The 23,485-nt window shown below is 64.4% G+C and carries 18 protein-coding genes, 3 pseudogenes and 1 other annotated feature; of the genes and pseudogenes, 6 read left to right on the forward strand and 15 right to left on the reverse strand.

The features are described 5' to 3' along the window. Positions 1-182: 182 nt before the first annotated feature. Positions 183-353 (forward strand): annotated as a pseudogene (locus tag PAA8504_RS18030) (transposase); the annotation flags it as partial. Positions 354-884: 531 nt separating this feature from the next. Beyond that, positions 885-2,183: pseudogene (locus PAA8504_RS18035) on the forward strand (IS3 family transposase). Then, positions 1,202-1,325 (forward strand) — a sequence feature (AL1L pseudoknot). (Overlaps the previous pseudogene by 124 nt.) 1,003 nt (positions 2,184-3,186) lie before the next feature. On the opposite strand, the pseudogene PAA8504_RS18040 reads toward PAA8504_RS18035, so the two are convergent. From PAA8504_RS18040 to PAA8504_RS18110, 15 genes and pseudogenes are all read right to left on the reverse strand, one after another. Next, positions 3,187-3,652, reverse strand: a pseudogene (locus tag PAA8504_RS18040) (transposase); the annotation flags it as partial. Positions 3,653-3,700: 48 nt separating this feature from the next. Then, positions 3,701-5,593 carry an ABC transporter ATP-binding protein gene (locus tag PAA8504_RS18045; RefSeq protein WP_108895538.1) on the reverse strand — a complete coding sequence of 631 codons (1,893 nt, stop codon included), beginning with the start codon at positions 5,591-5,593 and terminating at the stop codon, positions 3,701-3,703. Further along, a complete protein-coding gene (locus PAA8504_RS18050) occupies positions 5,590-7,440 on the reverse strand; it encodes an ABC transporter ATP-binding protein (RefSeq protein WP_108895539.1) in 1,851 nt (616 codons plus the stop codon). The genes PAA8504_RS18045 and PAA8504_RS18050 overlap by 4 nt, the downstream gene beginning before the upstream one ends. Before the next feature lie 129 nt (positions 7,441-7,569). Beyond that, complete coding sequence (locus PAA8504_RS18055; RefSeq protein ID WP_108895540.1) at positions 7,570-8,934, reverse strand: M20/M25/M40 family metallo-hydrolase; 1,365 nt, start codon at positions 8,932-8,934, stop codon at positions 7,570-7,572. Continuing rightward, complete coding sequence (locus PAA8504_RS18060; protein WP_108895541.1) at positions 8,931-9,644, reverse strand: SDR family NAD(P)-dependent oxidoreductase; 714 nt, start codon at positions 9,642-9,644, stop codon at positions 8,931-8,933. Before PAA8504_RS18060 ends, PAA8504_RS18055 begins: the two co-directional genes overlap by 4 nt. Beyond that, complete coding sequence (locus tag PAA8504_RS18065; RefSeq protein WP_108895542.1) at positions 9,641-10,723, reverse strand: Gfo/Idh/MocA family protein; 1,083 nt, start codon at positions 10,721-10,723, stop codon at positions 9,641-9,643. The genes PAA8504_RS18060 and PAA8504_RS18065 overlap by 4 nt, the downstream gene beginning before the upstream one ends. Next, positions 10,720-11,769 (reverse strand): Gfo/Idh/MocA family protein, encoded by a 1,050-nt coding sequence (locus PAA8504_RS18070; RefSeq protein WP_108895543.1) that lies wholly within the window; start codon positions 11,767-11,769, stop codon positions 10,720-10,722. Before PAA8504_RS18070 ends, PAA8504_RS18065 begins: the two co-directional genes overlap by 4 nt. Next, positions 11,766-12,686: an NAD-dependent epimerase/dehydratase family protein gene (locus tag PAA8504_RS18075; protein ID WP_108895544.1), complete on the reverse strand. Its 921-nt coding sequence runs from the start codon at positions 12,684-12,686 to the stop codon at positions 11,766-11,768. The genes PAA8504_RS18070 and PAA8504_RS18075 overlap by 4 nt, the downstream gene beginning before the upstream one ends. Then, positions 12,683-13,585 carry a dihydrodipicolinate synthase family protein gene (locus tag PAA8504_RS18080; RefSeq protein ID WP_108895545.1) on the reverse strand — a complete coding sequence of 301 codons (903 nt, stop codon included), beginning with the start codon at positions 13,583-13,585 and terminating at the stop codon, positions 12,683-12,685. Before PAA8504_RS18080 ends, PAA8504_RS18075 begins: the two co-directional genes overlap by 4 nt. A 15-nt stretch (positions 13,586-13,600) precedes the next feature. Next, on the reverse strand, positions 13,601-14,080 hold the full coding sequence (locus PAA8504_RS18085) for an ureidoglycolate lyase (protein ID WP_108895546.1): 480 nt from the start codon (positions 14,078-14,080) through the stop codon (positions 13,601-13,603). Next, positions 14,077-15,021, reverse strand: coding sequence for a polysaccharide deacetylase family protein (locus PAA8504_RS18090; RefSeq protein WP_108895547.1), 945 nt, complete (start codon positions 15,019-15,021; stop codon positions 14,077-14,079). Before PAA8504_RS18090 ends, PAA8504_RS18085 begins: the two co-directional genes overlap by 4 nt. Then, the gene (locus PAA8504_RS18095; protein ID WP_108895548.1) at positions 15,014-16,012 is read right to left on the reverse strand and encodes a succinylglutamate desuccinylase/aspartoacylase family protein; all 999 of its coding nucleotides are present in this window, start codon (positions 16,010-16,012) and stop codon (positions 15,014-15,016) included. The genes PAA8504_RS18090 and PAA8504_RS18095 overlap by 8 nt, the downstream gene beginning before the upstream one ends. Beyond that, positions 16,009-16,500, reverse strand: a complete 492-nt coding sequence (locus tag PAA8504_RS18100) for a VOC family protein (RefSeq protein ID WP_108895549.1) — start codon at positions 16,498-16,500, stop codon at positions 16,009-16,011. Before PAA8504_RS18100 ends, PAA8504_RS18095 begins: the two co-directional genes overlap by 4 nt. 26 nt (positions 16,501-16,526) lie before the next feature. Beyond that, on the reverse strand, positions 16,527-17,729 hold the full coding sequence (locus PAA8504_RS18105; protein ID WP_108895550.1) for a pyridoxal phosphate-dependent aminotransferase: 1,203 nt from the start codon (positions 17,727-17,729) through the stop codon (positions 16,527-16,529). 18 nt (positions 17,730-17,747) lie between these two features. Then, positions 17,748-19,277, reverse strand: coding sequence for a carboxypeptidase M32 (locus PAA8504_RS18110; RefSeq protein ID WP_108895551.1), 1,530 nt, complete (start codon positions 19,275-19,277; stop codon positions 17,748-17,750). A 193-nt stretch (positions 19,278-19,470) separates the two neighbouring features. On the opposite strand from PAA8504_RS18110, the gene PAA8504_RS18115 reads away from it, so the two are divergent. The 4 genes from PAA8504_RS18115 to PAA8504_RS18130 are packed head-to-tail and all read left to right on the forward strand — an operon-like array spanning position 19,471 to position 23,472. Further along, positions 19,471-20,340, forward strand: coding sequence for a DUF4438 domain-containing protein (locus tag PAA8504_RS18115; RefSeq protein ID WP_108895572.1), 870 nt, complete (start codon positions 19,471-19,473; stop codon positions 20,338-20,340). Continuing rightward, positions 20,337-21,212 (forward strand): DUF4438 domain-containing protein, encoded by an 876-nt coding sequence (locus tag PAA8504_RS18120; protein WP_108895552.1) that lies wholly within the window; start codon positions 20,337-20,339, stop codon positions 21,210-21,212. Before PAA8504_RS18115 ends, PAA8504_RS18120 begins: the two co-directional genes overlap by 4 nt. Continuing rightward, on the forward strand, positions 21,209-22,315 hold the full coding sequence (locus tag PAA8504_RS18125) for an Ldh family oxidoreductase (RefSeq protein WP_245897685.1): 1,107 nt from the start codon (positions 21,209-21,211) through the stop codon (positions 22,313-22,315). Before PAA8504_RS18120 ends, PAA8504_RS18125 begins: the two co-directional genes overlap by 4 nt. Then, positions 22,312-23,472 carry a M24 family metallopeptidase gene (locus PAA8504_RS18130; RefSeq protein ID WP_108895553.1) on the forward strand — a complete coding sequence of 387 codons (1,161 nt, stop codon included), beginning with the start codon at positions 22,312-22,314 and terminating at the stop codon, positions 23,470-23,472. The genes PAA8504_RS18125 and PAA8504_RS18130 overlap by 4 nt, the downstream gene beginning before the upstream one ends. Positions 23,473-23,485 lie beyond the last annotated feature (13 nt).

Here is a 23,485-nt window from a genome sequence, read left to right on the forward strand (position 1 = left end):
TGCAAATCGTAGCTTATGTCAGTGTCCGAAATTCGGGCGGCAGCTCAACGTAGGCGACATTGAAGCAAGCGACGACACGATCTGATGCCTTGTCACGGATGACGCCGATGCTGGACCTCGGGCCGATCACCGCAATGGCAACCGAACCTTTCACTCCCACCCCGTAAGTTTTCAAGCGCAGTCGGGATTTCATAGCCTGGCTGGGACTGGTGCCACGGCAACGTTCAACTGTAGCAAGCAAGTCCCTGGGCGACCTTGGAAGATCGGGCAGCGACATTCGGCGGCTGCTAATCATCGGCGCAATGTCGGTTCTCGGCTTGGGAACCCACGCAAGGCGGTTGCAATCGCGTTAGTCAACAAGATGGCCCGGGCGCTTTGGACGATGAAAACTCGGAAGAAAGTTACAGGAATCCGCTACTGGCTGCCGGCTGACATTTGATAAGCGGTAAGAAATTGGACATCGGCGTGTTAGGTGATCGTAGACAGTAAGGACAAGAGATCGCTGACGATGGTTTTGAAAAAACGCATCCGGGTCAACGGGACATGAGCCCGCAGACGTGATTTCGCACCAGAGCCACGCAGCTCCATACCAGCCAGCGGACATGTATTCCCCGCACAACAGCCTGATACAAGACCGCACCCGATCACACGTCACCAACGCTAAATTACTGCTAGAAAGCAATCGTGCGCGAACAGGGGTATCCAGATATAGCCTAGGCTTTCCTTGGGTAATGCGGCCGGAGAAGGCGGCGTGTCGCCGGCCTGCCAGAAGCCGCAAGGAGAGCGATACGCCATGAAAGACGATACTGACATCGTCCTGCTTCGACAGTCCCTGAACCGCCCCGGCTTGCCCGGCGAGCAAAACTCTCAAAGGATTGCTTTCTATGGACAAGAAGAACACGACGAGCCCGTACCCGGCCGAGTTCCGCGAGCGGGCTGTGCAGATGGTTGCGGACCATCTCGATGGCTACAGCCTTTGACGGCGGCGGTGCGCGACATTGCCCAGAAGCTTGGCTGCTCCGCGGATAGCTTGCGGGTCTGGTACAAGAAGGCCCAGCGTGACGTGGGCAAGGAAGCCGGCCCGACCAGCGCAGAGAAGGCCCGGATAAAGGAGCTGGAGCGCGAGGTGCGCGAACTGCGCCAGGCGAACGAGATCCTGAAGACGGCCAGTGCGTATTTTGCCCCCGCTCTCACACATGCAAGCATGTGTTGCCGCGCAGCGGGACAGAGCTCGACCGCCCGTTCCGCAAATGACTGCATTCATTGATGATTTCCGGGAGGAGTTCGGGGTCGAGCCGATCTGTCGCGTGCTGCCGATCGCCCCGTCCACTTACTATGAGCAGAAGGCGATCGCCCGGGACCCTTCGCGGGCGTCCAAACGCGTCCGGCGCGATGATGCGCTACGAGAGAAGATCCGGAGGGTCTGGTCGGACAATCGCGGACTCTACGGCGCCCGCAAGGTTTGGCATGTTCTGAGGCGCGAGGGCGTTGCTCAGGCCGATGGCGCGCCAATGACAGCTGTCGCGCGCTGTACGGTGGAACGGTTGATGCGCGAGATGGGCCTGCAGGGCGTGGTGCGCGGCAAGAAGGTAATAACGACGAACCCGGACGCGGCGCGGCCCTGTCCGGACGACAAGGTCAACCGCGCTTTCCATGCCGACCGGCCGAACCAACTGTGGGTATCGGATTTCACGTATGTCCCGACTTGGTCGGGGACCGTCTACGTCGCGTTTGTCATCGACGTATTCGCCCGTCGCATCGTGGGCTGGTGGGTATCGACCTCGATGACCAGCCAGTTTGTCCTCGATGCACTCGAGCAGGCGCTATGGCAAAGAAAGCCCATAGGGAACAAGAGCTTGATCCATCATTCGGACCGCGGATCGCAATATCTTTCCATCAAGTACCCTGAACGCCTGGCAGATGCAGAGGTCGATCCATCCGTCGGCACGGTGGGTGACTCATACGATAACGCGCGCGCGGAAAGCGTCATCGGCCCGTTCAGGACCGAGGTCATCAAGCAGCTCGGCCCCTGGAAAACCATGCAGGCGGTCGAATGGGAGACCTTCCATTGGGCGGATTGGTGCAACCAGCATCGGCTCTTGGGCTCGATAGGTTACATCCCGCCGGCAGAAGCTGAGCGACGACATCTTGAACAGCCCCAACCCCGCGATAAGGCCGCCTGACCCGTTGAACGAAACGCTCTCCGATAAAGCCGGGGCGGTTCAATACACCCGCTGGATGAGAGTGCGCGCCGGATGTTTGCGACGGCGCTGAAGGCCGAGGCGGATGCTTTACTCACGGAGATTACTGAAGCCCCGTTCGCCGGATATACGTCAGCTTGTGGTCCGGCCTAGATACAGGCCTGAGCGGCAGACATCGACCGGGATTAGTGGACCCGCGGTGAAGCGGCTGAAGATCCGCGAAAGGGCTGTGGAGAATGGGAACGGCAAGATCCGGTTCAGTTCTACCATTTTGCCGAAGGGGGGCGACGGTCCCGCAGCCTCAAAGAGCTACTGCCGGTTCTTTAACTTCGCGGCATCTCGATGGGGACTTTGCAGCACGCACTTGGGGCATTGCTCGGTGAGAACGCCCCGAACCTGTTGCCCAGCGGCGCCCTGTCCCGCCTGATAAGCGGATTGGAAACCGAGTATGGGCGCCGGCAGCGCCGCGACCTCGCCGCCCGACGTTGCATCTAAGGCCCCTTCCGACAGCCCGCTGTGCATGCGCCTGCTGGTCAATGGACGGGGTCGATCCCCAGACCCGGATGGAACAGCGGGCGGCGTGCATGCTCGTTCTAACAGGTGTGACGCCCGAGAGGAGGGAAGAACTGCTGGGCTTCCCCAAAGCAAGGCCGCGATCTGTCTGACCACCGAGCGCGGTGCGCTACTGGCCTTCTACGATTTTCCGTCGGATCACTAGAGCCTTCCGCGGAATCGAACCTGATCGAGAGCGTGTTCGCCACGGTCAGATATTGCGCGATACGGCCCGGCTGATGGTCACAAGCTCTTGCACGTTGCCGCGAAGGGATGGCGACGTCTAAAGGAGATGGACAAGTTGCCAATAATCATCGAGGGCGGCATCGACGCCAAAGACCGCGCCGCGTGATCGAAGCGTTTCACCCATTTCCAGCGATCGCTCTCGACGCCCCTCTCGGGATCATGCTGCCCATGGCCCTGCCGGGCAAAGGATTCGGATCTCGCGCCAAAGACACCGTTTCGCGCCACCTGTTTGTGGGTATGCCATTCGTCCTCAGCCCTGATGCCGATGGGTCGATCAGTAGGTTCAACGGCCTGTGCGATCCCCTGTCGGGAATAGTCGCCGCCAAGGTCGTTTGGCGCCTGCTCAGCGTGGTGAAATTCGACACCGGGCAATCGACGCCGACGAGCCGCAGAAGGCTCTGCACGAACGCAATCTGCTGAAGGAGCGTCAAGCCAAAGAGGACCTTCATCCTAAGGCACCTCTGGATCGCCGCATCGCTATACGACGACTGCTTGCCCATTGGCGCTGGCCCCCCGGGCCATGTCATGATCGATCCAGGGCGCCAGGAAGCCGCGATGCTCCAGGCCAGCCAGTTCTTGGTCTTGTAGTTTGGTGGGATAGGTCTGCTTTGCGGAACAGCTAACACGCTGGATTGACGACATGTTTCGCACATCGGCCTTTGCGCACCCAAGCCCCCGCGCGCGGTGGCCGCATCCAAATGTCAGGTCGCCAATGTCCGTTCCTCATGCATCAGATCGCTTGGAAGGTCGTCAAAACTGGCGTAATTCATGGTAAACAGCTTCGAATACAAGCCTTTCTGCGCCATGAGGGCATCGTGATCGCCCTCTTCGATCTTGACCCCCTGCTGAAGGACGACGATCCGGTCCGCGTTGCGGATCGTGGCGAGCCTGTGCGCAATCACCAATCCCGTTCGCCCCTCGAGCAGCCTTTGCAGCGCCTTCTGAATCTGCATTTCGGTGTAGCTGTCGATATTCGCCGTTGCCTCGTCCAAGACCAGAATCCTGGCATCCGCTGCTAGCGCCCGGGCAAAACTGAGAAGCTGGCGCTGGCCGAGGCTGAGGTTCGATCCCCGCTCGTCGAGCTTGGTGTCGTAGCCCTCGGGCATCGACGTTATGAAGTCATGGGCACCAACGGCCCTGGCTGCTTCGATCACGTCTTCATCGCTGGCCCAGTGCGAGGAATACCGGATATTCCCCATCACGGTGCCGGTGAAGAGGTATGGTTCTTGCAAGACCATCGCGATGTGCCGGCCGAGGCTTTTCTGTGTAACGCCACGCACGTCATGTCCGCCGACCAGAACCGCCCCGGCCTGCACGTCATAGAACCGATGGATCAAAGAAATCGAACTGGATTTTCCCGACCCCGTCGGCCCGACCAGCGCCACCCGCTCGCCTGATGCGACGGCAAAGCTGACATCCTTCAGCACCGGATGATCGGGATCGTAGCCAAACGTCACATTGCGAAACTCGACCGCGCCGTCATCATCCGGGCCCAGTGCCACGGCGTCTGGCGCATCGTTGACGTCGATGTCGACATCCAGAACCTCCGTCAGGCGGTGCCCCGACGCCATCGCGCGTTGCATCACCGAATACTGCATGGTCAGGGATCGGATCGGGTCGAAGAACCGCTGGATGTAGAACAGAAAGGCCACCATCGCGCCGATTTCGATCCGGCCCGACACGACCATCAAACCGCCTGCGATCACGACTACCGCCATTGCGATACCGGTCAGGGTATCGACGATGGGAATCATGATCTGGGCAAGGCGCGACGCGCGCAGCTGTGCAGTGTAGGTGCGGTTCGCCAAGTCCGAATAGAGCTCGGCGTTCAGCCCGGCTCGGTTCATCGCCTGGATCGCGCGCACGCCGTGGATCGCCTCGGCCAGGGCACCGTTGGTGATCGAATTCGCCTCATGAGCGGCCATGAACGCCGACCGCGCCCGCGCCAACCACAGGACCCGAACGCCCAGAAGAACCGGCAGCACCATCAGCACCAGAAGTGCAAGCTGCCAGTCGAGCCAGAGCATCACGGCGACAATCCCGATCAGAAGCGCGATGTCGCCAACGGACTGGACCGAGGTTTCCAGAAACTCCTGCATCGAGTTCACGTCACCCTGAAGCCGCGACATCAGTCGGCCGACTTCGGTCTTGTCCATGAAGGTCAGCGAGACGTGTTGCAGGTGGCTGAACATCTTGCGGCGGATGTCGAACAGAACGTTTTCCGCGACCTGCCCCGTCACCCGCTCCTGCACCAGAGAGGCGGCGTAGTTCACCGCGATCACCAGCGCGAAGAGGGCGACGATCCCGGCCAGCACGCCGCCGGACGCTCCCGGCGCCATGCCGAAGTCGATCGCGTAACTGATCAAAAGCGGGATCGCCAGTTGCGAGAGGGTGAAGACCAACACCGCGGCTACGGCGATCCACACCCGGCGCTTGTAGGGATCGACGAAGGCCCAGATACGGCTGACGACCTTGCCGTCGAAGACCCGGCCGAAGATGTCTTCCTCGATCCGGCTGGATCCAACGACGGCCCGCATCCTTGGGCGACCGTCGTCATGGGGGTCGCGCGGTTCGCTCGTGCCGGTGCGGGTCATCGTGCCGCCTCCGTCCGGAGCACGTCGTCCTCGGGGGTCATCTGAAGATCGTGCAGGGCCTTGTACCGGCCACCGAGGGCCATGAGCTCTTCGTGGGTGCCTCGTTCGACAATCTGGCCGCCCTCCATGAACAGGATGCGGTCGGCGTTCCGGATACTGGCCAGCCGATGCGCGACGATCAAGGTCACGCGGTCCTTGGCGTAGTCCCGCAAGGCGGCGCGGATGCGGCTTTCGGTTCCCGCGTCGATGGCGGCCGTACTGTCGTCGAAAATCAGCACTGCCGGCTGTGTCATCAACGTGCGGGCGATGGACAAGCGCTGCCGCTGTCCGCCCGACAACGACACGCCACGTTCGCCGACGACGGTCGAATACTGATGCGGCAGCCCCAGGACATAGTCATGCAGTTGCGCGCTGTCGGCAACACCGCGGATGCGGCGATCATCGGTGAACGGAGACGCATAGGCGATGTTGTTCTCGATCGTCGTCGTGAAGAGAAAGCTGTCCTGCTGCACGATGGCGACCGACTGGCGGACGGAATCCAGCGTGACCTCTCGGATGTCCTGACCGTCGATGGTGATGGCCCCTTCGGTAACGTCATAAAACCGAGGCAGAAGTTGCATCAAAGAAGTCTTGCCCGCCCCGGGCGCCCCGAGGATCCCGATGGTCTCGCCCCGTCGCGCCTCGAACGAGATGCCCGAGACGACCGGTCTGGCGACAGGGCCCTGATACGCGAAGCCCACATTGTCCAGCCTCAGGATGCCCTCGGTGATCTCCAGTTCCCGTGCGCCCGGCGAATCGTCGATCTCGACGGGCGTGTCCATCAGCTGGAACAACCGCGCACCGCACGTCGATGCACGCGCGTAACCGTTGACCATCAGGCCCAGTTGCCGGACCGGCATCTGAAGGATGGTCATGAAGGTCAGGAAGGTCGCCAGAGTGCCGACCGTAATCTCTCCGGCGGCGACCTGCCGCCCCCCGAAAAGCAGCACCAGGCCCATCGCGGCGAAGAAGGACAAGGTCATGGCCGAGGTATTGCGCACCCGAACGTCGATCCGCTGGTGGCTGTACTCCAACGCCTCGCGGGACGAGGCGTCGAACTTCGCCATCTCGTACTCCTGAGCCGAGAAAGCGCGAACCACCCGGATACCGGCCAGGTTCTCTTCCATCTTCTGGCTGAGGACGCCCAGCTTCTCTTGCAGGATCAGCCACGTCCGGCGCAGCTTGAGCTGCATGGCAGAACTGCGCCAGGCGGCGAAGGGCACGAAAGACAGGGCCAACAGGCCCAGAATGACATTCGTGGTCAAAAGCATCCACGCCCCGATGCCGATCAGCAGGGTCAGCATGACGGTCCGCACCAGCGCAGTCGAAAAGTACATGCGCACGCCTTCCAGATCCAGCATCCCGACGGTGATCAGATCGCCCGAATGGGTGCGATCGTGGAAGGAGAAGGGTAACCTTTGCACCTTGGCATAGATCTCGTTTCGCAAATCCTGCGCCAGCGCGTGTCCGACCGATTCCGCTGAATAGTTCTGCACCAGCGTAAAGAGCCCGCGCAGGACGCTGACCCCAAGCAGCGTCAGCGCGATGACGACAAGCGCCCCGATATCGGGGGTGCCCCGGTCCATCGCCACCGTCTGATCGACCGCCCTTCCCAGAATGACCGGGATCGAAAGCTGCGCCATCACGGCAGGCACTGTCGCAGCCAAGGCAAGTCCTGCCCGCCAAGGATAGCGAAAGCACCTCCGGGTGATCCGCGCGATGGCCCCAATGCCTTTCTGCCGGTCGATGGCGGCAGTTCTGCGGAATACGGGGTCGCCCGCCACGACGGCATCTCCTTGCCGTTTCATCTTGGTATGTCCTCGCAGATGCCCGAAGGTCCGGCCCGAAGGCGAAAGCGCAACCCGGCGGGCGCACTTCTGACAAGCGATCCGACCGGACGATGAATGGTGGGTCTCTTTCAGGCCCGGTGCCGCGCCTCAACTCTTCCCGAAATGCTCCATGATCGCCGCGGCATACTTAATGCCCTTGATGTACTTGTCGATATGCACGTTTTCGTCCGGAGCGTGCAGATTGCAACCCGGGTTCGCGAAACCCGTCAGGACGCACGGGATCCAGACATGGCGCAGGATCGCCCCCTCTGCCGAAACCCCGTTGACGATGGGTGGCTCGCCATAGACCTCGTGCGCGGCGGCGATGATCGCCTGGCTGATATCCTCCTTGGCCGAGATCTTGTAGGGTTCCTCGGCGCGTTCGAAGGTCTTGACCTCGATATTGTCGAAGCCCTGCGCCGCGATGTGATCGCGCAGCTTCCGGGCGGCGACGTCGGGCTGGATGTTCGGGATCAGGCGGAAATCCATGCGCACCCGCGCCTCGGCCGGAACGATGGTCTTGGTCCCCTTCCCCGTATAGCCGCCGATGACCCCCTGGATGTTGGCCGTCGGCTCGTAGGTGCGGGCGCGGACGACGTCCACGCCGGTCCGCCCGAGGGCGAATTCCTCGACCCCGAGTTCGTCCTTCAGCAGGTCGAAGTCGATCCGGGCGGCCTTGTCGGCAAGGAAGCCCTCGTGATCCTCGTCGGGGACGTAAATGCCTTCGGCCCAGTTCTCGATCAGGATGTTCCGGTCGCGATCCATGATCGTGGCCAAGCAGTGAATCAGGTCCCAGACCGGATTGGGCACAAGCGGCGCATTCAGAGAATGCACATCCGACCTGGCACCACGGGCGACCAGTTCGACGAACAGGACCGATTTCAACCCAAGCGAGACATCCGGGACATTCGGCCCGACCTCGAGCGAGCCGTCGAGGCAGTGCATCCCGTCCGCCTCCAGAAGCGTCTTGTTCTGTTCGGCCCAGGGGCCAAGGTTCGGCGACCCAATCTCTTCCTCGCCCTCGATCAGCAGCTTCAGGCCCACGGGCACGTCGCCCCGCACGGCCAGGAACGCCTTGGCGGCCTTGTTGAACGCCATCACGCCCGACTTGTTGTCGGTGGCACCCCGACCGTAAAGCACGCCGTCCACGATCTCGGCCGACCAGGGACCGCCATGGGTCCAGGCTTCGATCGGCTCGGGCGGCTGCACGTCGTAATGCGAATAGCACAGCATGTTCTTCTTCGAGGTCTTGGACGGGATATGCCCGAAGATGACGGGCGGCCCCTCGCGCAGCTCGTGAAACTCGGCCGGAAGCCCGTCGCGGTGCATCATGTCGCGGACAAGCTCGGCACACTCGCGCAGGCCAATGTCCTGGGCCGAGACCGAGGGCTGCCGCACGAAGCTTTGCAGGTCGGCGATGAACTCGTCGGCATGGGCGTCGATATAGTCGTAGATCTGCTGCATGTCGCTCATCTGGCGGTCTCCTGGCTGAGTTTCCACGCGTCGAGCCTTTGCCCGGACAGGGCCGGATCGCGCGTCTTAGCAATGTGGAGGAAGGCGGGGGCGAGCCGGATCGGATCGACCCACTTTTCCTTGAGTTCGGGCGGGTAGTTCCGTTCCGACATGGGGGTGCGCATATACATGCCCGGCGTCACGGTGCAGGAGACGATCCCCTGCCCCGCGCCCTCGAGGGCAAGGCATTTCGACAGCCCTTCGAGCGCATGTTTCGCGGCGCAATAGGCGGTTTCCTCGGCGAAGCCCTTGATGCCCGATTGCGACGAGACGAAGACAAGCGCGCCGCCGCCCCGCCCGGCCATGTCCCCCCAGACGGCCTGCGCCAGCAGGAACCCGGCCTCGATCCCGACATCCATCGTGGCGCGGAACGTCGCGAGGTCCACCTGCGGGAACGGCTGCGGCCTGAGGATCGCCGCGTTGTGGATCAGCGTGTCGACCGGCGCCTCGGCCCGGATCGCGCCGATGGCGTCCGCCGTGGCTTCCGCATCCGTCAGGTCGCAGATCGCGGCCTTGGCCCCGATCTCTGCGGCCAGGGCAGTCAGCGCCTCCGCCTCGCGATCCATGACGCTGACCCGCGCGCCGGCTTCCGCGAAGGCACGCGCCAACGCGGCCCCGAGGCCCTGCGCTGCGCCGGTGACGACGACGTGCTGTTCGCCGAGGGGCTTCATGTGGCCGAGCCCATGTCGAGGTCGATCCAGCGCCGCTCCTCCCTCGAGGCGATGACGGCGTCGAGCACCATCTGGTTGCGCAGCCCGTCGACGAAGGTGGCGCCGCGCTCCAGCTCGCGCCCCTCGGCGATGGCAGACGTCATCTCGCGCAGAACTTCGAGGACCGAGACGTTCCAGATCCCCTTGTTCAGTCCGGGCAGGTCCGCGTTCGGGTCGGGAACCGTGATCTCCTCGAATCCGGCCTTGGCCTTCGCGAAATACATCCGCTCGTCCGAGTTCGACAGCGTGATCGTCCCCTTCGAGCCGAAGATCTGCGTCTCGTTCCCCATGTTCGCGGCGGCGACGCCCGACATGAAGACCTGCGCCAGCGCGCCGCTTTCCATCTGAAGCGTCAGGTGGCTCAGGTCGTCGGCGGTGGCGGTCCAGCTTTCGCCGGTCTTGGGGTCCACCCGGTCCGGCACGACGGTCAGCGCCTGCCCAACCACGCTTGCAGGTTCACCCAGCCACCAGCGCAGAGTGTCGACCTGATGCGATCCGTTGGCCCCCAGCCTGCCGCCGCCCTGCGATGCGTCGGACCACCAGTCGCCCTTGGGCCTGCCCGCCGGGTCGTTCCACGACGCACCGATATTCGTGATGTTGACGTGCCGTATCTCGCCCAGATCGCCCTCTGCGATCATCTCGGCGATCCGGGCGCGGTTGGGATTGAAGCGCAGTTCGTGGTCGATCATGTGCAGCCGCCCGGCCGATCTGGCGGCATCCAGCATCTCGCGCGCCTCGCCCGCGTTCATCGCCGTTGGTTTCTCGCACAGCACATGGGCCCCGGCGGCGATGGCGGCCTTGACCATCGGCGCGTGCAGCACCGTGGGCGTGGCGATGCAGACGAGGTCGAGCTCCTGCTCGCTCAACATTCGTTGCCAGTCGTCGTAGACGGCCTCAATCCCGTGGGGTTCTGCGGCGGCTTTCGCGCTTTCCATCCGGCTGGAGGCCAGCACCACGGCCTTCGCCCCTTCGATATGCGCGAGGGCGGGCAGGTAGGCGTCGCGCGCGAAACTGGCCCCGACGATCCCGAGTCTGATCATGGCGTGTCCTCCGGTTGGATAATTTCCTGGCGCAGCTCCTCGATCTCGACCGGCGCACGTCGGTCCGAGGACCGGATGCAGGCGGCGAGCATCAGGAGCGATTGCAGATGATCACGGCCCGAGCACAGGACCGGCCCGGTGCCCCTGAACGCCGCCACGGCCATCTCCAGCAGGGCCGCGGCATCCGTGATCCACGGCTCATGGGGAAGCGTCGGAACCGGCTTAAAGGACGTATCGTGGCGACGCGCCATCACCAGATCTCCGAACATCTCGCGCTGGATCAGGACCCCCTCGGTACAGTCGGTCCGCCAGTCGAAATCCAGTCGATCGACCCCGCCTGCCCACGTGCCCTGATAGGAAACGTGAAGCCCGCCATCGAACTCCAGCAGGGCGAAGACATTGGCGTCGCCCCGGTACATCGACCAGGATGGGTTGAACGTACGCGCATGGATGCGCGTGACCTCTTTCCCATAGACATGGCGCATCAGGTCGAAGTGATGGATCGACTGTTCCCATAGCATGGGATGATCCATGACCAGTGGATACTTGTTCAGGTGTGGCAGCTGACCGTCACGCCAACGCTCGTAAGTAAAACGGGCGAATTCGGGCGCGCCGACAATGCCCGCGTTCAAGGCCTGTTTCAGGGCGACGGTTACCGGCAGAAACCGGAAGTTCAGCCCGACGATAAGGGTACGGCCTGCCGCTTCTGCGGCGCGGACATGACGCGCGGCAGAGGAAACATCGTCTGCCAGCGGCTTCTCGGCCAGGATATCCAGCTTCGCGGCGAGGCAAGCCTCGATCTGCCCTTCGCGTCCCCCGGGCGGCGTCACCAGAAGGGCGACATCGGCCTCAACCATTTGGGTCAGCTTCGAGATTTCCGCGGCCACCGTCGCGTCCGGGAGGAGCTTGAGCGCCGCGTCGCGGGCCGCGGGCGAGGGATCGGCAAGGCCGACGATCTGCACGTCCGGTGACGCCTGCATGACCCTAAGCCACGTCCGGGACCTTGCGCCCAAGCCCACGACGACGAACCGCAGCGGTGTGCTCATGCCGCAGTTCCGGACAGGTTCAGGTGCGCCAGGCCATCGTTGACCGGGGTCCATTCGATGTCCGTCATCGGCGACGGACGAGCGGTGCCCATGGGCGGACGCAAGGGACCGGACATCTCGAAGTCGTGCGGAAAGCCAGGCGCAATCCGCTCAGCCAATTCCGCGTCCGACATCACTGGCGGGGTCCCCGCATGAATCACGCCGGGCTGCATCTTGGGCAAGGCGGCAAGAAGGTCGACCAGCCCCCCGGCAAGGTCCGGCAACCACGCCCATTCGCGCACCGCCCCCGCGCACCCGGAAGTGATGCGGCCCGCACGTGCCTCGGCCTTCATCCGGTGCGGAAGGCCGAGATGCGGTCGCGACGGGCGCCGAGCCTCGTGAGGTCCGAAGATGTTGCCCAGTCGCACGGTCAGCGTCGCGAAACCGTCTTCGGCTGCGCCGGTGGTAATCTCTTCGCCCGCGCGCTTTGCGGCGGCATAGGGGCCTTGCCCTGCCGGGGCCACATCTTCGGTCAAGCGCGCCTTGCCAACCCCGTCGCCACTGTCGAACACGCCGGTCGAGCTGAGGAACAGCATCCGATCGACGCCCGCAGCACGTCCCGCGCACATCATGCGCGTCAGCAGTTCGATATTGGTCGCAATATGGGCGGCGCGTGTCATTCCGACCTTTTCGGGTGCAACGGTCAACGCAGCCCCATGGATCAGGGCAGTGGGCGCGATCCCTTGCAGCACGTCGGTGGTCGCCAGAAGATCAACCGTAATCAGACGGACACCGGCCAATCGGTCCCTGGCCTCATCGTCGAAGGCCCGGTCGATGGCCGTCACTTGCCAGCCTGCCTCTTTCAGGGCGATGGCGACGGCCGAGCAGACGAACCCGCCCGCGCCGGTGACGACGACATGGCCGCGCGAGTGGCTCATCCCGAAGCCTGCGCCGCAAGAGCGACCGCTTCGGCGATGGCGGCGTCGTGGTCCGGCCGGATCTGCCGCAGCGGGGGCCGCACCCGCGCGAAAGCCCCGTCGTCATGCTGGACCGCGACGGCCGCCTTGATCGCGGGGATCAGCGGCAGACTTTCGAACAGCTTGCGTACGGCAGCGACCTGACGGTGCGCAGTGGCCTCAGCCTCGGTGCCCAGCGCGTCGATCAATCGACGGATGCCCGCGGGGTTCACGTTCGCGCTGGCGCTGATGCAGCCCGCCCCACCGGTCGCAGCATTTTGCGGGATCATCGCCTCCGACGCGGAATAGACGTCGATCTGCGGGAAGGCGCGGATCACCGCCTCTGTATTCTCCCATTTGCCCGAGCTGTCCTTCAGACCGGCGATCACGGGTCCGAAACTGGCCAGCAGACGGTCAATCAGAGGCAAGGTGATCGGCACCCCGGTCATCTGGGGAATGTGATACAGATAGATGCGGGTATCGTTCCGACCGACAGCTTCGATCACGCGGGCATAGGCGTCGTAAACCCCCTCGTCGGGCACACCCTTGTAGAAGAACGGCGGCAGCATCAGCGCGCCCTTGCAGCCAAGGTCCGACGCATGGCGGGTCAACTCGATCGTATCCCCAAGGGCGCAGCAGCCCGTTCCGGGAATGATACGGTCCGCCCCGATACCCCCGTCGATCAGCGCCTCGAGCCCGGCCATCCGCTCGGATAGCGTCAGGGAGTTCGCTTCGCTGGTCGATCCAAAGGGGGCCAGCCCATGCGCCCCGGCATCGAGGACAGCCCTCGCATGCGCCACGAGGCGACCCAGGTCGAGCGACAGATCATCGGCAAACGGCGTGACGGCCGGCACATAGAGGGAAAGCGTCTTGTCGTTCATTGGGCCCCCAGAAGGTCAGCGGATCAGGGTCATCGAAGGAATGTTGCGGAATTCGTCATCCGGGTCTTGGCCGCCCCGCCACATGAGCACGGCGAAATTGCCCGGCCGGTCGAGGACAGTCGCCCCCATGTGCCAGACCATCGGATGGTAGATGACGCCCCGGTTTCCCGGCACCTCCCACGCGGCGGCGCGGCCAAGGTCGGGGTTGCCATCGGCGCTGGACGGCATGACCATCACCACGTACCGCGCCACGTCGAGTGGCAGGAAACACTGGGCCGCGCTGGGGTGGCGTTCGATCCCGGTGCAAGCCAGCGGCAGCTCGGATGGGGGGACGCTGTTGACATGGACCACCGGGTCGGACCGCGTCGGGCGATCGGCGAAATGGCGACTGTAGAAGCGTCGGCGATCTCCGCTCCGCGGCGGCGCCACAACCTCTCCGAACGGCGCAAAGGCGCCCTCGTCCAGTGGACGGATCCGAATGACAGGACCGGTCATCGCGGAACCGCTTTCTGCCAATGCTCGGCGATGCTGTCGCGCCCGCAGATCCAGACGCCCGGGGCCCGCTGCACATGATCTAGAAACCGCATCAGTCCGGCAAGACGCCCGGGATGACCAATGACGCGCGAATGCAGGCCGACGGACATGATCCGCGCCTTGGACGCCGACTCGGCCAGAAGGACATCGAAGGTGTCGGTCAGAAAGGCCGTGTAATCGGCCGCGGCATAGACATCGCCGGACGCGAATTTCGCGTCGTTCGTGACCATCGAATACGGGATCACAAGATGCCGCGCCCCGCCCACATCCGTCCAGTAAGGAAGATCGTCGTTGTAGGCGTCGCTGTCGTAGAGATAGCCGCCATGCTCGACCAGCAGCGCCCGGGTCCGCGGGGACGGCGCATAGCGGCAGTACCAGCCCTTCGGCGGACGGCCGACAGTCCGCGCGATGCTCGCATGCGCACGGGCGATGTGCTCGCGCTCGGTCGCCTCGTCCAGCATGTAGTGCTCGACCCAGCGCCAGCCGTGGGCGCAGACGTCCCACCCCGCATCGCGGATCGCTTCCGCGACGGTGGGGGTTCTTTCCAGAGCCATCGCGCTGGCGAAGATCGTAAGCGGCAGGCCACGGTCCCGGAACAGGTCGTGCAAACGCCAGAACCCCACCCTCTGGCCGTATTCGTACATGCTTTCGGACGCCAGATCGCGGTCGCCCTGCGGCACGCGCGAGGCGCGCACTTCCAGCAGGGCTTTCTCGGACCGACCGTCACCGAGGCCGACGGAGTATTCGGCGCCTTCCTCGACATTCAGAACGAAGTTCAGGGCAAGCCCCGCGCCGCCGGGCCAGCGCAGGTCCGGCGGATTGGGACCATAGCCGACAAGATCGCGCCCGTCCGACCACCCCCCTGCCCCGGACCGGGCGGAGCCATCGGCCCCGTCAGTCACGGGTACCCTCGACGATGTTGTAAAAGCAGCACCAGTCGCCTTCCTGTACGTTCGGCAAGGCGCGAAGACCGAAGAACATACCGTCGGCGGGCGCGGCAAGGCTGCCGACCTCGTCGCCCCAGACATCCACGATGCGGGCGATCGGATCACCCTTTTTCATCATGGTCAGGAACGCGACCCCCTCGGCGGGAAGGAAGATGCCGGATGCCGGGGCCAGAAGCGCGGTCTGCGCCCCCTTGTAGCACGGGTCGGGATAGGTCGCCTCGCCCGGCAGCATCTCGTAATGCCTGCAGATATTCACGATGGACTTCGCCAGCTCGGACGTCACCCGCCGGAACGCGTCGGGCGAGGTCGCCGAACGGCCCCCCAGTTCGACCGTGATGCCGACCGCGCCGTTCTGGTTCAGCATCGCCATCGGGCTGCCGCTCGTCGAGAAGTTCGACATGATGCAGCCCCACCCCTCGCCCATCGCCTTGGCCAGTTCGACGCTTTCGGGCCGTTCGTCGCAAAAGATCGCCTTGTCGAGGAAGCTGTGCGCCCCGCCCGAATGGATCGAGATCTCGATATCCGCGACGCCGTTCATGGCGGTCCAGTGCGCATGGGCCAGCCGGTCGGTGTAATAGCCGTCGGGCTTGCCCGGATAGCAGCGGTTCATGTCGTATGTGAACGTATCCAGCGGGTTGCCACGCTCCATCGCAGAGAACGCCATGGGATTGAGGACCGGAACCATGACGACGGCCCCCTGAAGCTGCGCGGCGTCGATCTGCTCCATCGCCAGATGGCAGGCGCGGGGGCCCTCGGGCTCGTCGCCGTGGATCGCGCCGTTGACCCAGAAGGTCGGACCTGCGCCGGCACCGTTGATGACGATGACGGGAATTCTCACCTCTATGCCGCCGGCCAGCATGCCGACCTCGATATGGCCGCGTGCGGTTTCGCCAGGCGCCGCGGTCGCCGTTCCGACCGAGAGGCTTTCGTTTTCGCTCGTGCTCATACCGCGACGGCCCCCGACTCTTCGTAAGCCTTCAGCTGTTCGGGCGTGTAGACCTGCATGAACTCGATCTCGATCCCGCCGGCATCGTTGTCGAGGAACGCGACCCAGCCTTCGGGATGGGCATGGCTGCCGGTCTTCTTGCACGCCTTGCATTCCCGCAAGGACGCGCCCTGCGCCTGTGCATGGGCCAGCGCGGCGTCGATGTCATCGACCTCATAGCAGATGTGGTGCAGCCCCTCGGCGCCACGCTCCTTGATCCACGACGCGAACCGGCCGTCCGGATCAGTCGACTGGCATAGCTGATACTCGATCCCGCCGAGATGGAAGAGCGCGACCTTGTTGCCGGATTTGGGGAAATGGATGATTTCGGTATTGGCCGGCACGTGAAGGAAACGCGCATACGCCTCGAGCGCCTTTTCCGCGTCGCTTACCGCGAAGGCCATGTGCTTGATGCCCTTCACGTTCGGATTGTCGGATTTCTTGTCCATGGGGTCTCTCGTTCTGGGGGTATCGGTCAGACGGCGGGGGCGGTTGCTTCGGCGCGGATGGCTTTCACGACGGCCTCCATGCGGGTCATCGCCTCTTCGATGCGGGCAACGGGCTGGGTCATCGACATGCGGACGAAATCGTCCGTGTGATCGCCGTAGATCGTGCCGGGATACATCATGACCTGGCCCTCGGCCAAAAGCCGCTCGCAGAAGGCGCCTGCCCCGATCCCGAGGTTCAGGGACGCGACGTCGGCATAGACGTAGAAGCCGCCCTGAGGCTCGGCATAGCGCATCCCCATCCGGTCGAGGCCCGCGCAGATCGCCCGGCGGCGCGCGTCGTAGGTCTGCCGCATCTCGTCCACGCAGTCCTGCGGCCCCGTGGCCGCGGCGAGCGCGGCGTACTGGCTGACGCCCGCGACGGAGATGGCGAAGGCATGGTTGATCTCGGTCATCGGGGTAATCAGATCCTTCGGTCCCGCCAGGTAGCCAACCCGCCAGCCCGTCATCGCGTAGGCCTTGGAAAAGCCCGACAGCGTGATCGTCCGCTCTCGCATCCCCGGCAGCGTGGCGACCGAAAGAACCTTGTGGTTGCCGAAGGTCAGACGAGCGTAGATTTCGTCCGAGATGACGATCAGGTCATGCTCGATCGCCAGCTGGGCGATCTTCCTGACCTCCTCGGGCGGGGTGACCGTGCCGGTGGGGTTGTTGGGGTTGATCAGCGTCAGCACCTTGGACTTTTCGGTCAGGTGCGGGCGGATCATCTCGGCCGTGAGGGTGAAGTTCGTCTCCATCCCCATCGGCACCTTGACCACCGTGGCGTCCGCAAGTTCGGCTGCCTGCTGGTAGGGGTTGTAGCCCGGACACGGGACGATGATCTCGTCGCCGGGGTCCAGAAGGGCCAGCGCGATGACGAACATGCCGTGCTGCCCGCCGGGGGTCACGAGGATCTCGTCCGCCGCATAGTCGGCCCCGCCGAATTCGGCGATCTGGCCCGCGATGGCCTCGCGCAGGGGCTGGATGCCGGCGGGGTGCGTATAGTGCGTCGCACCGTCGGCCAGCGCCTTCTGCCCGGCTTCGATGATATGGGGCGGCGTGTCGAGGTCCGGGTCGCCACGGCCCAGCTTGATCACGTCAGGCAAGTCGCCCGCGATGTTGAGCATCCGGGTTATCAGGTGTTCCTCGGACAGTTTCACCCGCTTGGCGAGGCGCGCGGTATTCGGCGTGGTCATGGTTTCTCCTCCCTGCCGTCAGGCGGCCAAGCCGTAGATCTCGGAATATTTCGAGGTGAGGTGGCGGATGTAGGGTTCGGGGTCGAGCGTCCGTCCGGTGGCCTTCTGCAACAACTCGTCCCGGCCGAACCGGCGCCCATGGCGGGCAACCTTGTCATCCAGCCACTCGCGCAGCGGCGCATAATCCGCTTGATCCAGCGCGGTGCGGATCCCCGGCTGTTCGGCCATCGCGGTCTCGAACAGCTGGGCCGCCATGATGTTGCCGATGGTGTAGTTGCAGAATGTGCCGATCTGGCCCGAGGACCAGTGCACGTCCTGCAGCACGCCCTGCGCATCATCCGGCACGTCGACGCCCAGATATTCCTTCATCGCGGCGTTCCAGGCGTCAGGAAGGTCGTCCACCGAAAGGCTTCCCTCGACCAGGCGGCTTTCCAGTTCGACGCGCAGCATTATGTGGAAGTCATAGGTCAGCTCGTCGGACTCCACCCGGATCAGGCTGGGGCGGGACCGGTTGATCGCCCTGTAGAAGGCTTCGGCGTCCACATCGTCGAGGGTGCCGGGATAGGCCGACTGGATGTCCGCGAAGTGGTTCTGCCAGAAGGCCCGGCTGCGCCCGACATGGTTTTCCCATAGGCGGGACTGGCTTTCGTGCGCTCCGAAGCTGACGCCCGAGACGGCGTAGAGGCCCACGAGATCCGTCGCCAGCGGCGTGCGGACATAGGCCGGATCGGCGCCTTGTTCGTACATCGCGTGGCCCGCCTCGTGCAGGGCACCGAACAGGGACATCGGCATCCAGCGCGGGTTGACCCGCGTGGTGATGCGCACGTCATTGCGGGTGAAGCTGATCTCGAACGGGTGCACAGTGGTGTCCAGCCGCCCGCGGTGCAGGTCGTAGCCGATCCGCTGCGCCATCTTCAGCGCGAACTCCATCTGCGCCTCGACCGGGAACTCGCGATAAAGGAACTCCGCCTCGGGCTGCTGCGCCTCGCCGATCTGCCGAACCAGCGGCAGCATCCCCTCGCGCAGGCGGGCGAAAAGCGACTTCAACTCGGCCGTCGTCGTGCCCGGTTCGAACCGGTACATCAGGGCGTCGTAGGGGTGATCCTCATAGCCGATGGCCTCGGCCATCTCCTTGCTGATCGCCACCATGTCCTTCAGCGCCGGCGCGAAGATCGAGAAATCGGCCTTCTCGCGCGCTTCGGCCCAAAGATCGTGCCCGATGCCGCCAAGCTCGGTCTTGCGACGCAGAAGCTCGGCCGGGATACGCTCGTGATATGTGATGGCCTCGCGGACCTGCGCGACCATGCGGGCTTGGGGATCCTCGTCGTCGCGGCCCGCGACATCCTTTTCCGCACCGTCAAGCGCGTGCTTCATCTGGTCCGAGCAAAGCAGATCCCGCGCGGCGACGGTCAACGTCGCAAGCTGCTTGGACCGCGTCTCGCTTCCCCCTTTCGGCATCATCGTCCGCGCGTCCCACGACAGGATCGAACTGGCGTTGAGAAGGTCGTTGACCTGGCCGGACAGGGTCAGAAGTTGGTTCAAGCTCATGCACAGGGTCCCTGTTGTCATCAAATCGGTCTTGCCGCTGCCCGCTTTCCGGGGCGCTTGACTAAGGGGGATTGTCGTGGTTCCCATTCCCCAGCACAATGTCGACAATCTACTGGTGGCAATTGCCTGCCTTGATGTCAACACCAAACCAGACCCGGATTCACGGGCCGCCGCAGGGGGACGCGCAACCGCGATGACACAGCCAGCCACCAACGAAACCACCCTTGTCGAGATGGCCGTCGCCGGGTCCGTGACGACGCCCTCGGTCCGGCCCGGACAATACATCCCCTGGCCGGACGGCCGTGCCACCGTGCTGCCCGGCATGTTCGGCGTGACCTACAACGTGCGGTGCGGCGATCGTGCGTTCGGCTGGGCGGGCGACCATGTGGAACCCGGCGTCTCGATCGACGACGACGCGGACAGCGGACGCCACCACGCCCTTCACTACCTGACCTGCATCGGCAATGACGCGATGGTCACGTCGGGCATGGCGGAGGGCGCGCGGGGCATCGTCATCGGCGAACATGCACGGATCCTGGTGCAGTTCGACGACGACGCCCATCAGCTTATCGCGCCCGGCGACCGGATCCAGGTGATGACTCAGGGACGCGGCTTCGAATTGCCCGATTTTCCAGCGGTCGAGTTCAAGAAGATGTCGCCGCGGCTGTACCATTCCCTCGGGATCGTGGTGGAGGACGGCAAGCTTCGCGTCCCCGTCGCGATGGAACTGCCGATCCGGATCATGGGATCGGGGGCCGAGCTGAACTCGGAATATGTCGATCAGGATCTGATGTCCGGGGACCGCGGCCTGATGGCAGAGCTTGGCATCGACCGGATGAAGCTGGGTGACCTGATCGGGATCCGGCACGCCGACCACCATTTCGGCCGATCCTACCGCGAGGGCGCGGCCAGCATAGCGCTGTGCATCCATGGCGATTCCATCATGACCGGGCACGGGCCCGGCATCCTGACGCTGATGACTGCAACTGACGGATCGATCGATTTTCACGTCGACCCAGACGCCAACATCGCCACCCGCCTGAACCTGGAAGCCGCCCAATGAATGTCACCACGAACGCCGCCGATCTCGTCTCAGTCTCCGTCGCGGGGCGCGTGGCAAATCCCGCCTTCTCGGGCCTGCCGGCCGAGCCCTACCGCCTGACCGCCGAGGGCAAGGCTTTCCTTTGGCCGACATTCGGGGGCATCGTCTACAACGTGTCGGTCGGCGACAGCGCGTTCGGCTGGTCGGGGGACTGCGTGCATCCTTCCGTCTCCATCGCGCATCCCGACGCCAACAAGAACCGCGGGCTGAACGTCTTCGCCTGCGTCGGCAACAAGGCGACCATCACCAGCGGTGCGGCCAAGGGGACGACGGGCACGGTCACGGGAAAGTCGGGCCGGTTCTCGGACCAGGTCATCATCCACTTCGACAAGGGCACCCGGGCAAAGATCGCCGTGGACGACCAGGTCATGGTCGCGGCTGAAGGTGTGGGCATGACACTGCCCGACCATCCGGGCATCGCGATCAAGTCGCTTTCGCCCCGCCTGTTCGACTTGCTTCCGAAGAAAGCCGAAGGCGAGGTTCTGAAGATCGGCGTCGTTGCGACCGTCCCACCCCACATGGTCGGGGCAGGCGCGGGCCTGACGTCCGAGGGCGGCTCGCTTCACATGCAGTCGACCGACCGCGCGGAACTGGCAAAGCACGGGCTGGACAAGCTGCGCCTTGGCGACGTTGTCGCCATTGCAGACACCGACAGCCGGTACAATCACGGCTATCTGCGTGGCGCCATGTCCATCGGCATCGTCGGCCAGACCGACGGTCCGCGCGCCGGTTACGGCCCCGGCCTGACCGTGGTGATGACCGCGCCCGAGGGCCAGCTTGGCGCCTACGACGCCCCCACAAACATCGCCGATTTGCTGGAGCTTCGCCCGTGACGACCGAACAGACCCCCGCCCGCGCAACCGCCATGACCAATGTCGAGAAGACATCGCTGCGCGCCTTCGTCGCCGAAGGGTTCGAGAAGCTGGGCCTGACCTCGGAAGATGCCGGCATCTTCGCCGATGCGCTGATCTTCTCGGAGTTGCGGTTCCATCCCGGCCAGGGCCAGGGCGTCATGCGCCTGCGCCGGTATCAGGAGCGGATCGGCAATGGCGAAGTGAACCCGCGCGCCGACTGGAGCGTGGTCAAGGAAGCGCCCAGCCTTGCCCTTGTTGACGCGCATAACGGCATCGGCACCGTGGCCGCCGCCAAGGCGATGTCGCTGGCCGTTCGCAAGGCCAAGGAAAACGGCATCGGCACTGTCGTCGTCCGCAACTCGACCCATTACGGCTCCAGTGCTGTTCACGCCTGCCGGGCGCTTGAAGACGGCTGCATCGGCGTCGCGTTCACCAATGCCGGTCCCGAGATGGCCCCATGGGGCGGCCGCGAAGGTGTGACCGGGACCAACCCGTGGTCCATAGCGGCGCCGTCTGACAAGGGGTTTCCCGCCGTGTTGGACATCGCGCTGACGACGGCCGGCAAGGGCATGATGAACTGGTACCTGCGCGAGGGAAAGAAGATGCCCCGCGACTGGGCGCTGACCCCCGAGGGCAACGAGACGGACGATCCGGGTGCCGCGATGAAGGGCGCGCTTCTGGGGATCGGCGGGCACAAGGGCTATGGCCTTGCCTTCATGACCGAGGCGCTGACCGGCGTCCTGTCCGGGGCGGGCTTCGGCTTGATGCCCTATTCCGATCCGAAAAAGCTGGATGTCAGCCACATGTTCATCGCCATCGACATCGAATGGTTCATGGAGCCCGAAGACTACAAAGCGCGGATGGGCCAGTTCATCGACATGGCCAAGAGCCGCGCCCTGCGCCCGGGCTTCGACGAAATACTCGTGCCCGGCGAACAGGAAGCCCGGCGCGAGGCGACGAAGTCCCGGAACGGCGTACCGATCGCCGACACCGTGCTGGAGGATTTCGCCAAGCTGAAGCCCGAACTGGGGATCGAGGCCGAGTTGAAGATCCTCGGCCCCTATACCGGCGACATCCTGTGAACGACGTCGCCCCCCTATCCGCTGCCTTCCACGCTTCCGCCCGGGACCGGCTGCGTGTGAGGGCTGCGGCCGAGGGACTAGACGGTCTGCTTCTAACCCACGTGGCCAACATCGCCTATGCCACCGGTCTGTTCCTTTCCGCCAACGAGCGGCCGATGGCGGTATGGCTGCCCGTCGAGGGCGAGCCCATCCTCTTCATGCCGGCGCTGGAGCGAGAGAACGCCGAAGGGACCGGCATCGCCGATCTGCGGTGCTACGACGAGTTTCCTGGTCATGTGCCGCCGGTCTTGTGGATGCTGGATCAGATCGGCCGGCGGCGGGTCGGGATCGACCAGCTTGAAGCGCGGCTTCTCGATCAGGCCAGACAAGGCTGCGAAACGCTGGACCTGACCGATCACGGCATGGCCGAGCGGGTCGTAAAGCAGCCCGAGGAACTGGCCCTGATCCGGGTCGCCGCTTTTTACGCCGACCTGTTCCTCAGACGCCTGCACGCGCAGGCGGGCGACATCATCTCGCAAGGCGGGACCGAGCAGGACCTGATGGCCGATGCCATGGCCCATGCGAAAGGCGCCCTGACGGCGGAATACCGCGATGCGTTCGCCGGCACGCCGATGGGGATAACCGCGTCGGTCCATTCCGGGCCACGCGCCGCCCTGCCCCACGGCGCGACCCTGCCCCGCGTTCCCCAACCGGGTGAGACGGTGATCGCCGGAATAGGCGGAAGCCTCGGCGGGTATCACGCGGAAAGCGGTGTCACCTTCATCGTGGGAGACCCCACGGCCGAACAGCGCCGCGTGATGGAGGCGATGGAAGCGTGCGATACCGCAGCGCAAAACGCCTTCGCCGCCGGTTCGCCCTGTCAGGATATCGACCGCGCGGCGCTGGACGAATTGCGCAAGGCGGGCCTCGGCGGCGCGATCCGTCACCGGATCGGGCACGGTATGGGCCTTCAGGGGCACGAGGCGCCATGGCTCGCCCCCGGGGATCCGACGCCCACCGCCCCCGGCATGGTCTTCTCGTCCGAGCCGGGCGTCTACCGCCCCGGCCGCGACGGATACCGCACCATCAACACGATGATCGCCACACCGGACGGGGTCGAGATCCCGTCCATGTTCCAGGCGGACACGCCGATCGGCGCGCGCATCATCGCGCTCTGACCAGATCAAGACA

It is taken from the genome of Palleronia abyssalis, assembly GCF_900302445.1.
Classification (GTDB): Bacteria; Pseudomonadota; Alphaproteobacteria; order Rhodobacterales; family Rhodobacteraceae; genus Palleronia; species Palleronia abyssalis.

Coding starts and splice junctions, on each gene's coding strand:
- PAA8504_RS18045 (WP_108895538.1), bottom strand. CDS start 5,593: ATGACCCGCACCGGCACGAGCGAACCGCGCGACCCCCATGACGACGGT.
- PAA8504_RS18050 (WP_108895539.1), bottom strand. CDS start 7,440: ATGAAACGGCAAGGAGATGCCGTCGTGGCGGGCGACCCCGTATTCCGC.
- PAA8504_RS18055 (WP_108895540.1), bottom strand. CDS start 8,934: ATGAGCGACATGCAGCAGATCTACGACTATATCGACGCCCATGCCGAC.
- PAA8504_RS18060 (WP_108895541.1), bottom strand. CDS start 9,644: ATGAAGCCCCTCGGCGAACAGCACGTCGTCGTCACCGGCGCAGCGCAG.
- PAA8504_RS18065 (WP_108895542.1), bottom strand. CDS start 10,723: ATGATCAGACTCGGGATCGTCGGGGCCAGTTTCGCGCGCGACGCCTAC.
- PAA8504_RS18070 (WP_108895543.1), bottom strand. CDS start 11,769: ATGAGCACACCGCTGCGGTTCGTCGTCGTGGGCTTGGGCGCAAGGTCC.
- PAA8504_RS18075 (WP_108895544.1), bottom strand. CDS start 12,686: ATGAGCCACTCGCGCGGCCATGTCGTCGTCACCGGCGCGGGCGGGTTC.
- PAA8504_RS18080 (WP_108895545.1), bottom strand. CDS start 13,585: ATGAACGACAAGACGCTTTCCCTCTATGTGCCGGCCGTCACGCCGTTT.
- PAA8504_RS18085 (WP_108895546.1), bottom strand. CDS start 14,080: ATGACCGGTCCTGTCATTCGGATCCGTCCACTGGACGAGGGCGCCTTT.
- PAA8504_RS18095 (WP_108895548.1), bottom strand. CDS start 16,012: ATGAGCACGAGCGAAAACGAAAGCCTCTCGGTCGGAACGGCGACCGCG.
- PAA8504_RS18100 (WP_108895549.1), bottom strand. CDS start 16,500: ATGGACAAGAAATCCGACAATCCGAACGTGAAGGGCATCAAGCACATG.
- PAA8504_RS18105 (WP_108895550.1), bottom strand. CDS start 17,729: ATGACCACGCCGAATACCGCGCGCCTCGCCAAGCGGGTGAAACTGTCC.
- PAA8504_RS18110 (WP_108895551.1), bottom strand. CDS start 19,277: ATGAGCTTGAACCAACTTCTGACCCTGTCCGGCCAGGTCAACGACCTT.
- PAA8504_RS18115 (WP_108895572.1), top strand. CDS start 19,471: ATGACACAGCCAGCCACCAACGAAACCACCCTTGTCGAGATGGCCGTC.
- PAA8504_RS18120 (WP_108895552.1), top strand. CDS start 20,337: ATGAATGTCACCACGAACGCCGCCGATCTCGTCTCAGTCTCCGTCGCG.